Annotated in this window: 15 protein-coding genes; 7 read left to right on the top strand and 8 right to left on the bottom strand. The window is 43.0% G+C overall.

The annotated features are described in order from the left end of the window. Positions 1–295: 295 nt before the first annotated feature. From JUI58_RS10795 to JUI58_RS10780, 4 genes are all read left to right on the top strand, one after another. A complete protein-coding gene (locus tag JUI58_RS10795) occupies positions 296–745 on the top strand; it encodes a pre-peptidase C-terminal domain-containing protein (RefSeq protein WP_239121393.1) in 450 nt (149 codons plus the stop codon). A gap of 181 nt (positions 746–926) precedes the next feature. Next, positions 927–1,394 (top strand): 50S ribosomal protein L21, encoded by a 468-nt coding sequence (rplU, locus tag JUI58_RS10790; protein ID WP_204103791.1) that lies wholly within the window; start codon positions 927–929, stop codon positions 1,392–1,394. Between the two features lie 48 nt (positions 1,395–1,442). Further along, positions 1,443–1,706, top strand: a complete 264-nt coding sequence (rpmA, locus tag JUI58_RS10785; RefSeq protein ID WP_204103790.1) for a 50S ribosomal protein L27 — start codon at positions 1,443–1,445, stop codon at positions 1,704–1,706. Between the two features lie 244 nt (positions 1,707–1,950). Beyond that, positions 1,951–2,433: a GNAT family N-acetyltransferase gene (locus JUI58_RS10780; RefSeq protein ID WP_204103789.1), complete on the top strand. Its 483-nt coding sequence runs from the start codon at positions 1,951–1,953 to the stop codon at positions 2,431–2,433. On the opposite strand, the gene JUI58_RS10775 is transcribed toward JUI58_RS10780, so the two are convergent. The 5 genes from JUI58_RS10775 to JUI58_RS27000 all read right to left on the bottom strand — a co-directional run bounded on the left by JUI58_RS10775 (position 2,363) and on the right by JUI58_RS27000 (position 5,733). After that, positions 2,363–3,193 (bottom strand): HAMP domain-containing sensor histidine kinase, encoded by an 831-nt coding sequence (locus JUI58_RS10775; RefSeq protein ID WP_204103788.1) that lies wholly within the window; start codon positions 3,191–3,193, stop codon positions 2,363–2,365. The two genes, JUI58_RS10780 and JUI58_RS10775, sit on opposite strands and share 71 nt — an antisense overlap. A gap of 3 nt (positions 3,194–3,196) precedes the next feature. Beyond that, the gene (locus JUI58_RS10770; protein WP_204103787.1) at positions 3,197–3,790 is read right to left on the bottom strand and encodes an L-threonylcarbamoyladenylate synthase; all 594 of its coding nucleotides are present in this window, start codon (positions 3,788–3,790) and stop codon (positions 3,197–3,199) included. Further along, a complete protein-coding gene (gene prmC / locus JUI58_RS10765) occupies positions 3,787–4,674 on the bottom strand; it encodes a peptide chain release factor N(5)-glutamine methyltransferase (protein ID WP_204103786.1) in 888 nt (295 codons plus the stop codon). Before prmC ends, JUI58_RS10770 begins: the two co-directional genes overlap by 4 nt. Before the next feature lie 20 nt (positions 4,675–4,694). Next, positions 4,695–5,450: a Tic22 family protein gene (locus JUI58_RS10760; RefSeq protein ID WP_239121392.1), complete on the bottom strand. Its 756-nt coding sequence runs from the start codon at positions 5,448–5,450 to the stop codon at positions 4,695–4,697. A 148-nt stretch (positions 5,451–5,598) separates the two neighbouring features. Then, on the bottom strand, positions 5,599–5,733 hold the full coding sequence (locus JUI58_RS27000) for a hypothetical protein (RefSeq protein WP_275414336.1): 135 nt from the start codon (positions 5,731–5,733) through the stop codon (positions 5,599–5,601). Between the two features lie 60 nt (positions 5,734–5,793). Here JUI58_RS27000 and JUI58_RS10755 point away from each other — a divergent pair, with 60 nt between their 5' ends. The 3 genes from JUI58_RS10755 (at position 5,794) to JUI58_RS10745 (ending at position 9,350) form a co-directional block, all read left to right on the top strand. Continuing rightward, positions 5,794–7,203 carry a DUF697 domain-containing protein gene (locus JUI58_RS10755; RefSeq protein WP_204103785.1) on the top strand — a complete coding sequence of 470 codons (1,410 nt, stop codon included), beginning with the start codon at positions 5,794–5,796 and terminating at the stop codon, positions 7,201–7,203. An 83-nt stretch (positions 7,204–7,286) separates the two neighbouring features. Continuing rightward, entirely contained in the window at positions 7,287–8,624 is a 1,338-nt protein-coding gene (locus JUI58_RS10750) for a TrkH family potassium uptake protein (RefSeq protein WP_204103784.1), read from the top strand. Continuing rightward, positions 8,625–9,350, top strand: coding sequence for a TrkA family potassium uptake protein (locus JUI58_RS10745; protein ID WP_204103783.1), 726 nt, complete (start codon positions 8,625–8,627; stop codon positions 9,348–9,350). A 55-nt stretch (positions 9,351–9,405) separates the two neighbouring features. Here the strand turns inward: JUI58_RS10745 and JUI58_RS10740 are convergent, their stop codons facing one another. The 3 genes from JUI58_RS10740 to JUI58_RS10730 all read right to left on the bottom strand — a co-directional run bounded on the left by JUI58_RS10740 (position 9,406) and on the right by JUI58_RS10730 (position 10,884). Next, positions 9,406–10,056 carry a CatB-related O-acetyltransferase gene (locus tag JUI58_RS10740; protein WP_204103782.1) on the bottom strand — a complete coding sequence of 217 codons (651 nt, stop codon included), beginning with the start codon at positions 10,054–10,056 and terminating at the stop codon, positions 9,406–9,408. Between the two features lie 109 nt (positions 10,057–10,165). Beyond that, positions 10,166–10,579: a PIN domain-containing protein gene (locus JUI58_RS10735; protein WP_204103781.1), complete on the bottom strand. Its 414-nt coding sequence runs from the start codon at positions 10,577–10,579 to the stop codon at positions 10,166–10,168. Beyond that, a complete protein-coding gene (locus JUI58_RS10730) occupies positions 10,579–10,884 on the bottom strand; it encodes a DUF2281 domain-containing protein (protein ID WP_204103780.1) in 306 nt (101 codons plus the stop codon). The genes JUI58_RS10735 and JUI58_RS10730 overlap by 1 nt, the downstream gene beginning before the upstream one ends. Positions 10,885–10,945 lie beyond the last annotated feature (61 nt).

Raw genomic sequence — 10,945 nt, 5'->3', positions numbered from 1 at the left:
ATTTCGAGGGTATCGAACCCTCAAAATATACGCCCCGTTTCCTCCCACCACCAATCTTTCAGATATGGTGGGGGTCTCCACGGGGGTTTCTGATGAAATTAAGCAAAAATATCTTAGTCATCGCATCTCTGCTATCAGGAAAAGAATGTAATGAATTGTGACAGCTTCTTGAAAACTTGACTCCCTATCTGCGATCGCCAGCCATTATGCGTAAGTCCTCATGGTGAATAAAAATCTAGCCACTTCCGCTAAAACTAAGACATAATAAACGAGTTAGACCCGAGCAAAAAATTTCATGAAACAACGTTTTGCCCGTTATTGCTACTCTACATTACTGGCGAGTGCAACACTTTTGACCGTTGGATTGGGGACGCTTTCAGCAAAAGCCCAAGAAATGTACCGTCCTTTACCCTTAGTATCGGGGGAAGAGATTGCCGATCTTTTATCACAAAAAGATATTCCTACCGGAGATGGTGGGTTTTCTCGCGATTATAAAGTGAAGCTGGAACAGGGAGATAATGTCGCGATCGATCTCCTTTCTGAAGAGTTCGATCCGATGGTGATTTTAATTGCTACGGATGGGTCCAAAGTAGCCGAAAATGACGACGGACCCGACGGAACTACCAATTCTCTTCTCTTTGCCCGCATTACCGATGCTGGGGATTATATCGTCCGTGTTCGAGCTTTTGGGGAAACTGGGGGAGGTAACTTTCGCCTGAAAGTGACTCGTCTCAAACCGATTTAACGAACAAAGTCAGGATTACCCATTCCCTATGGTAAGATAAGAGATTGCGTGTCCAACAAGCTCGGATCGGGTTGAGACATCCCAAAAGCTGATTTTTTGAACGCTAATTTGTACTTAAATTTGCATTTAGTCTCGTCAGTCAGCTACCTGATACGGCCTCTATTTTTAAGGATTGATAACAATGACTTACGCGATCGTCGAAACCGGGGGAAAACAAATGCGCGTTGAACCCGGACGCTTTTACGATATCGAACTTCTCCACGTTGACCCCGACGAATCTTATAGCATCGATAAAGTTTTTCTCGTTCATCACGAGGAGGATATTCACGTCGGACAGCCTTTTGTTGAAGGTGCAACGGTAGAAGGGACGATCATGCGACACTTCCGAGGCCGCAAAGTAATCGTTTACAAAATGCGTCCTAAGAAGAAAACGCGCAAAAAACGCGGACACCGCCAAGAAACAACCCGTTTGATGATTAATTCGATTAACCTCAATGGTACAGTTTTAGCGGAAGCAGAAGTAAAGGAGATCGAGGAGGAAACCCCCAATCTCGTGCAAGATTCTTTACCGATGGTTGAAGAGATTGAAGAAACTGTTGATGCGGTTTCTGAGGAAGTGGAAGCTGAAGCAACTTCTGAAGAAGAGTAAACTTAAACTACAGCGAAAACGCGATCGCAATTTAACAACAAGGAAATTATGGCTCATAAGAAAGGCACAGGCAGTACCCGTAACGGTCGGGACTCTAACTCTAAACGCTTAGGTGTTAAGCGTTACGGCGGTCAAGCTGTCAAGGCTGGCAATATTCTCATCCGTCAGAGAGGAACAAAAGTTCATCCCGGTAAAAATGTCGGTCGCGGTAATGATGATACTCTCTTTTCTTTAATTGATGGAGTGGTCAAATTTGAACGCAAAGACAAGTCTCGTAAAAAAATCAGTGTCTATCCTCTAGACGCAACTTAAGTCGATGGGCGGGAAATTCCCGCCTTTTTTTTTGAGCAAAATGTTACAAAACCGTGACAGAGTTAATGTTCAAAAAACTTGTTTTTTTTGTACAAATTGTTACAATCTTAGTTCATAGGGTAAAAAGCGTCAGTTCTCAAGCAGAGAGTTCTCAAGCAGAGAGACGCAATGTTTCAGCTAGGCAATCGGAGAGGTCAATTGTATTTACCAGATTTATTTACCAGCTCGATCGGGAGAGAAAATTATGGACTGTAGCCATATTCAATTTCAAGAGAACAAATCAATCATTGACCTCGAACAACTCCACGACTTATTTAAACAAGCTGCATTTTGGGCTAAAGATCGTAATATCGAAGAGATGGGAATTGCGATCGCCAATAGTAATCCCACCATTACAGTATGGGATAAGGATCGCTTAATCGGTTTTTCTCGCGCCACCTCCGATGGAGTTTATCGCGCGACCATTTGGGATGTCGTCATTCATCCTGACTATCAGGGTGCGGGTTTGGGTCGCAAATTGGTAGAAACAGTCATCGCCCATCCCCAAGTTAACCGCGTCGAACGGGTTTATTTGATGACAACTCATCAGCAACGTTTTTACGAACGCATTGGTTTTGAGGAAAATCAAACTACGACGATGGTTCTCTACAGTAATGCTAATCGATTGGTTGCGCCTCTTCTATCATCTGGGCAGAAGCCAGAGGAATTGAACACTGTACCCGTGTAAGTGGGTTTTCTTCCCTGGGAGAGGGCGCTTGCAAAATTTCTAACCCTCCTCCCATTGTTTCTAAAAGACATTGACTTAAGAGCAAATTCATGCCAGGGGAAGGAACGGGAGTCTGAAGTAAAGACTGTACTGCTTTGGGATCGACATCGAGGGGTTGTTTTTTCAATAAATCGATGGGTTCTTGCCAAATTTCTTGGCAAGATTCGATATCGATCCACACCAAAGCAATATCCCCTTGAGGAGAAGTCCGAACGGTAATAGCGATCGCCCCTTCCTCCATATAGGCGATCGCCGTATCCACCAAACTGACTAAAACTTGAGCAAATCGTTTTAAATCTGCATTAATATAAAGTTCCGGTTCGGGATAGGTAATATTGAGGTCGTAACTGCGATTGGCTGCGTGTAGATGAGTGAGTCGTTTGAGTTCGTTAAAGACTTCACTTAATGGAAATGGGTGATTTGTGATGTACTTCGAGCCTTGTTCTGCCTTAGAAACATAAATAATATCATCAAGAAGTTTAATAAGTTTGAGTGCTGCTTTATGAGCTTGTTCTACAAACTCTCGCTCTTCTTCGGGACTTTCGCATAAATCTGCCAGAATTAACTGGTGTAATCCGAGGAGACTGTTCAGGGGCGATCGCAATTCGTGAGACGTTCTTGCTAAAAAACCGGATTTAAACAGACCCATTTGGGCTGCCATTTGATAAGCCAGCTTGGTTCGTTCGAGTTCCGCCTTTAAGGTTTCTAATTCCTCACTCATGCTTTATTTTTCCTTGATGACAATATTGCCTTGGCGGAGAATTTCCCATGCTTCCCCCGTCCATTTTGCCACAGTTGAGGGCAATCTACTGCCTACTGTAACATCGCAAGGGAGATCGCTACGGTGGAGAAGGAAAACATCGGGAAAGGCTTGGGCGATCGCGTTTGTCGTTTCTAAGGGAGATTCCCCGGAATGATTGGCGCTGGTTGTGGCTAATGCCCCAGTTTGACTCAAGATTTCTCGCGCCAGGGGAAGATCGGGGACACGAATACCAATGGTGGTGCGATCGCCAGGGTTAATGCCCTCGGGGACTAATTCAGAAGCGGGTAAAACCAAGGTTAACGCACCTGGCCAGTATTCCTGGGTTATCTGCTGCCAAATTGCTAATTCTGAGGGAGTTCCTTGGATGTAGGGTTGTAGATCGAGAAAATTGGCCGCCATTAAAATTAAGGGTTTTTCCAAGGAACGGTGTTTGAGGGCGAAAATAGCGGTGGCGCGATCGGGACGCACGGCTAAAGCCGGAACGGTATCCGTGGGAAAACTGACGACTTCTCCGGCTTTAGCGGCGGCAATAAGTTCATTTTGGCTAACTTTCATCGGCGATAAGCAAAGGCAAAGCGATCGATTTTGGCAAGGTCGGGAAAAATGCGAATATTCTGATAATTTCCTTGGTTTTCGAGAAGATGAGTGACAATTTCTGCTTGTCCGTCCATCATTTCGATCGCCCACAGCCCTCCAGAATGCAAATAATTGGGGGCAGTTGCCACTAAATGGCGAATGGCATCGAGGCCGTCATTTCCTCCATCTAAAGCGAGATGGGGTTCGTGTTGGCTGACTTCCGGCTCTAGTTCGGCAATTAAGGCAGAAGGAATATAAGGGGGATTGGAAATCATACCGCTTATTTTACCGACTAATGTGGTCAAAGGTTGCCACCAAGAACCGCGATAAAATTGGATTCGATGGGCAAAATTGAGATTCTGGGCGTTTTTTCGGGCAATTTCGAGGCTTTCTGCACTGAGATCGATGGCGTGAATTTGCGCTTTGGGCAAACATTCTGCTAGTCCCAAGGCGATCGCACCGCTTCCTGTCCCTAAGTCAACCCAATGTCCCTCAGCGAGTTGAGGGTTTTGCTGCACGACTTCGGCAACGCGATCGATGAGAATTTCTGTTTCTGGACGGGGAATGAGGACATCTGGGGAAACTTTCAAGGTGAAGTGTCGCCAGCTAACTTGTCCGGTGAGATGCTGTAGGGGGATGCGATCGCCAAGACGAAGCTGCCAAAGCCTTTCTAACTCTGACAGCGATATTTTTAACTCGATTTGCGATCGCGTTTTATAGGTTTCTAAATGGAGGGTCAAAGAATCCAAACCCGCCAATTCTCGCAATAGCCAATGAATCTCATGGGGGGGAAGATGTGCCGCGATCGCTTGCTGTTGGGCGCGTTTTTGCCATAACCACACTTCTTGACCCGAAATGACCATCCTACTCCCCCAATCTACGACTATCTTTGATTTTGCTGGCGCAGGGTGTTGATATACTCGAGGGAGGCTTGGGTAGGGATGAGAACGATTTTTTGCAGTTCTGCATTATCGTTCTGTTCTAAGGTTTGAATCACCCCTTCTAAAGGCACTGCTTGGATTTGTATAGTATTGGCAAGGGAAGGTTGTTGCTCTTTAAACCGTTCTACCATTTGCTCGATCCCTTCCTTCTCAAAAAAGAAGGGAATAACTTGTTCTTCATTTTGCTGAAGGGTTAAATAGCCACCTTCTGCACCAGCTTTAGCGATAAAGAGAGGAACACCTTGAAAATTTTCGGGGTTGAGTTGCTGTGCTAATTCTACTTGGCGATTGGTTGGCACGTAGGTGAAATTAACGCCTTCTTGTTGGTTATTGCGGCGATCGAGTTGATAGATGTCTCCTAAAGAAACAGGAATGATTTGCAATTTATTGCCCAAGCTGGGATTTTCCTGTTTGAGACGGGTAATAAATGCTTGGGCATCAATTGGATTGATAAAAACTCCGGCAACGCTTGGACTATCGGCATTAGGAGTGCTTTGAGCGTTTTGGGGAATTCTGGCCACTAAGGGCGCACCATTTTCATCGGCAACGGCAAACACGGGAATGCTTTTCAGACGCTCTACAATCTGTGTTTCGGTTAAAGCTAATGCTTTTAATGTTCCTGAGAACAAACTGCTTGAAAGGGTGATTCCCGCGACACTCAATGCTAAACACCAACGAACCAAAGATTTCATTTTCATTTTAATTGACCTTAAAACTCTACCGAACTTTTGCAACTAAGAACTACCTGGGATTTCCCGAACAGCAAACAAGCAAACTGTCAAGGGCGAAGCGATCGCACAACAGACTGTTTAAATCTTGCTCTAAAAATCTCGCTTCCCGATTAGGTTAACAATTTGTAAATTTTGTTAACCAATATACGGCAATTGTTAACAGTTGTAAATTCCTGAGACTGAAAGATTCTTGCAGGAGTTCCCCAGAAAGAGATAAATGATTCTGACGGGTGACTGATGACTGTAGCATGGGAAAGAGAAATAAAGTAGGACAGCGCGACGCGCAATGTTTGGCAATGAGGAGAGGGAAATGAGACTACAACTCCGCAAACCCATTTTAGTTGGCGGAATGGCCTTGTCGTTTGGACTGTGGTTGTTCTGGAGTATTCGCGATACAGCCCTAGAAATCGGCGAAGTTAGTTTGTTGGGTACGATCGCCATCGGGGGGAGTTTTTGGTGGCTAAAACATCAATTTGGCCAAAAAACGCCCCCCCTAATTTTTCCCGCTTCTCTGGGTCGAAAAGAGGTGGAAGCGGCGATCGCGAGTTTGGGCGATCGCCTCTCGATACTAAAAGCAGAAGATCCCGATCGCGATTGTAGCGATTTAGAAGTTCAATTGGATATCCTTCCCAAACGCTTAGAGCGACAGGAGGTCAATATTGCGATCGCTGGGGCAAAATTAGCGGGAAAAACCTGCTTGCAGAAAATCCTCACCACATCGACTTGGGAAAATGTCACTTGGCAGGAAATCCCCACCCCTTCTCACCCCTTAGAAAATTGGCAGGAAGACTGTTTACAGGCTGCTGATGCGGTCTTATGGTTGCTGACGGGGGATTTAACGGATTCAGAATTGCAGGTCTTAAAACGGCTCAGAAGTGTCAATCAGCGAATCTTGTTGCTGTTCAATAAAGGCGATCGCTATATTCCTGAAGAACGGGAAATGATATTACAACAGTTACACCAACATATTTTGGGGATTTTACCCGCAAAAGATGTCCTCTCGATTTTAGCGGCACCTGCCCCGATCCAAGTTCGCCAACATCAAATAGATGGGTCTTTAAAGGAGTGGACAGAATCACAAAACCCAGCCATACAAGCATTGCGCGATCGCCTCGAGGTTATTTTAAGCACAGAACGAGAACAATTAATCTGGGGGACAACCTGGCGAGAAGCGCAAACCCTACAACAGCAAATTAAAATAAGGCTCAATGATATTCGCCGCGATCGCGCTTTACCGATTGTCGAACAATATCAATGGATTGCTGCTGCAACTGCCTTTGCTAACCCTGTTGCGGCATTAGATTTATTAGCAACGGCGGCAATTAGCGCTCAAATGTTAATGGATTTAGGGGCAATTTATCAACAAAAATTATCTCTATCTGTTAGTAAAGATACAGCAGGGGCGATCGGGCAACTCATGGTTAAATTAGGTATCGTAGAACTCTCCACTCAAGCGATCGGGCATTTACTAAAAAGCAATGCGATTACTTTTGTTGCTGGAGGAACGATGCAGGGAATTAGCGCTGCTTATTTAACTCGCTTGGCTGGGTTGAGTTTAATTGCCTATTTCCAAGATTGTGCGATCGATTCAACGACGGAAGAAACACCTTTTAATTGGCAGAAATTAACCCAGAAACTCAAAGCAGTTTTTGAGCAAAATCAAAGAACAGAATTTCTGCAAGGTTTTGCCAAACAAACGATCGCGCTTTTCAGTTCTTAGCCATTAGGCGATCGAGGGAAAATTAGACTCCCATAGGGCAGAAAGTACCTACTTTAAATCCTAAGTTTTGAACTAATAAAAGTATGACAATTGCTCGTACAATTTGCTTGGGTTTTGTCGGTGTTATCCTGATAGGAACACTCTTATTAACCCTACCTATTTCCACTAGCGAAGGAACTTGGAATAGTCCTCTCGTAGCCCTTTTTACCTCTACCTCAGCCGTTTGCGTAACAGGATTGATCGTTGTAGATACGGGAACGCATTTCTCGGCGATCGGTGAGTTTTTGATTTTACTTTTAATTCAAATTGGGGGGTTGGGATATATGACCAGTACCACCTTTTTGATTTTAGTTTTACGGCGCAAATTCGACTTGAGGCAAAAATTTGCAATTCAAGAATCTTTCGATCGCCCTTTTGTCCACGGGAGTCGCAATTTAATGCGTTCGATCTTAGCAACAACTATACTATTTGAACTAACAGGGGCTTTTTTGACCCTAAAAACTTTCGCAGATGATTACGGATTTGGCCAAGGACTGTGGTTAGCCATTTTTCATAGTGTTAGTGCTTGGAACAATGCCGGGTTTAGTTTATTTTCCGATAGTTTAGTCGCTTATCGCGGCTCATGGACTATTAATTTAGTCATTCCTGCACTCATCATTTTGGGGGGAATTGGGTATCAAACCATTATTGAATTTTATATTTGGTGTACGAATCAATTTCAGAATCCTAAATCAAGATTTGTTTTTTCTCTCAACTTCAAAGTTGTTGTGAATACCACCGCGATCTTACTGATACTAGGAACTGTGGCCTTTCTCGCGATCGAATCAGTTAATTATGATACATTGGCCAGTCTTCCCATACAGGAGAAAATTTTGTCTGCTTGGTTTCAATCTGTCACGACTCGCACGGCAGGTTTTAATACTTTAGACTTTGGTACAATGACAGATGCGATGTTATTTATCATCATCGGCTTAATGGTTATCGGTGCGAGTCCAAGCGGTACGGGAGGAGGCATTAAAACCACAACCTTGAGAATTTTATTTAATTGTACCCGTTCGACATTGCGCGGCCATGAAGAAGTCGTTGTTTATGGACGCAAGATTGCCAGTTCGTTGATTTTAAAGGCGATCGCGGTAGTTTTTGGGTCGGGAATGACCATTGCGATCGTCACCTCTTTACTGGTTCTGATTGAAGGACAGAACTTTGAATTTATCAATCTTTTTTTTGAAGTCATTTCCGCTTTTGCTACCGTAGGAGTTTCCACGGGAATTACCGCAAATCTTTCGGGATGGGGACAATTGGTGATCATTCTTACCATGTTTATTGGCCGAGTTGGTATTTTGGTTTTAATGGCTGCTTTATTTGGCGATCCTCGCCCCAGTCAAGTAAAATATCCTGAAGAAAACTTATTGGTTGGCTAGATGGTCAATAAAGGACAAAAATCCGGTTGGAATTTGCGATCGCTGAATTTTATGGCGACGCTAACACGAGAAAATAAGCAGTTTGCCATTATCGGCTTGGGTCGTTTTGGGCGATCGGTGGCGGCCTCATTGCATAAAATGGGCAATGAAGTTTTGGGGGTGGACATTAATGAAAAATTAGTGGCACACGCCCTTAATGATAGCATTGCGACTCATGCAATCTGTTTGGATTCAACAGAACCCAGTGCTTTAAAAGAAGCTGGGATTTTTGAATTCGATACTGTTATTATTGGCATTGGCAACTATATTCAAGAAAGCATTATTACAACCCTGAATGTGAAGGAAGCTGGGGTATCTAAAGTCGTGGCAAAAGCCTCTACAGAAATTCATGGCAAACTCTTAGAAAAAGTGGGAGCCGATCGCGTTGTTTTCCCTGAATATGAAGCGGGGGAGGCCTTAGCTTATATGCTGACAAAACCCGCTATTCTCGATCGCTTCGATCTCGATCCCGATCACAGTATTGTCGAAGTTCTTATCCCCGCAGAATTTGAAGGTAAAACAATTACAGAACTGCAACTCCGCAGTCTTTATGGTTTAACAGTGCTGGCGATCGCTGAAGATGACAAGAATTTTGATATTAATCCTTTACCGAATCGTCGTCTTCATCAAGGCATGGCAATGGTAGTTTTAGGTAACAATAAAGATATTAAACGCTTACCCATTTAATTAATTATTGTAAAGGGAGTGTTATAGCTCCCATTTTTCCGCCTATCTTCCCAAATCAAGCATTTTCATTATCGATCGCTATTAATGCCTCAACATCATTACTACAAATTATGGGCAGATAAGTCGTTATTTTCTCAATATTCCAATTCCACCAAGCTATTTTTAAGAGTTTTTCAATGGTGCGATCGCCAAATCTTTGACGGATTGTTGTTGCCGGATTTCCCCCTACAATAGTATAAGGTGGGACATCTTTACTCACGGTTGAATTCGCCGCAATAACCGCCCCATCCCCCACATGAATTCCAGGCAAAATGGTTGCATTGTAACCAATCCAAACATCATTACCAACTATTGTATCTCCTTTATGCGGCCATGCTTCCGGTGCAGCAATTTCCCAACCCGTTTGAAAAATTGAGAAGGGATAGGTGCTAATTCCCGCGATTTGATGATTGCCTCCATTCATAATAAATTTAACATCAGAGGCGATCGCGCAAAATTTGCCGATAATTAATTTATCGCCAATAAAATCAAAATGATAGAGTACATTTTTCTCAAAGTTTTCTGGGTTTTCAAAATCATCGTAATAAGTATAATCGCCTACAATAATATTGGGGTTTTTGATGATATTTTTGAGATAGCATAGCCTGGTTACTCCAGGGATCGGAAAAGGCGTATCGGGAGAGGGACCGTGATTTTGAGATGACATAATTTAATTTAGTTTTAATTTAGTTTTGAATAGATAGATTTAAAGCAGATCGCGATCGCAACTCATCTAAAATATCCAAGAACAGGAAAGGCGATCGCATCACTGTATCTCAATCTGCAAACAAAATTGTAAATCCCTCTTGAGTAAAATGGCGATCGTGAGTCAAAATCTCTGTAATTCCGAGTTTCTTCATTGTTTGCATAGAGATACAATCTGTCAGACTATAGCCTTTATCAGTGCGATTTTGATAAAGTGTTAAGCCATTGACAAAAGATGAGCGAGTTTGAGCAATAACGGCAACGCGATCGCTATTCAAAATATCTTGAACGCGCCGAATCACTCCATTTTTCATATAAGCATCATAAGAAGAGAAAAAATTTAGCAATTCAGTTAATATTTCATCTGTTGTCACGAGATGAGTATTAATTAAAGTACGATTAAAGTCTTTAACTCTCTGATGCCATTCATCTCTTGGGTTAATGAGTGCATACCAGTAAAATGTATCTGCAAATACCTGTCTCATTACATTTTTTTTGGCGTTCCATAAATATAATAATCGTGTTTTTCTGCCCCATCTGTAGGAAGTTGAGCTAGAATTTCTTCAGGAATATTTTCGGTAAACTCTTCAAAAAGTTCCCAGATTGGGCGATCGCGTAATTCTTCTCCATCCATTTCCTCCATATTTTTAACATCGCTATCATTCTCAACTAAAATCTGTTCTCGTTTTTGTTTTGTCTTGACAAATTGCAAGAAATCTAGCACCTCCTTGATGAGATTATCTGGGGTACGTTCGATTTCTTGAAGGAGTTGCTCTTTTATAGGTGTCATAGTTCGATATTAATTTAAACAACTTTCCAATATTCTACCCAAAAGACCATGATGATGACAT

The organism is Spirulina sp. CCY15215, assembly GCF_016888125.1.
In the GTDB taxonomy this organism is placed as follows: Bacteria; Cyanobacteriota; Cyanobacteriia; order Cyanobacteriales; family Spirulinaceae; genus CCY15215.
This window is presented reverse-complemented; position numbering and strand designations above follow the sequence as displayed.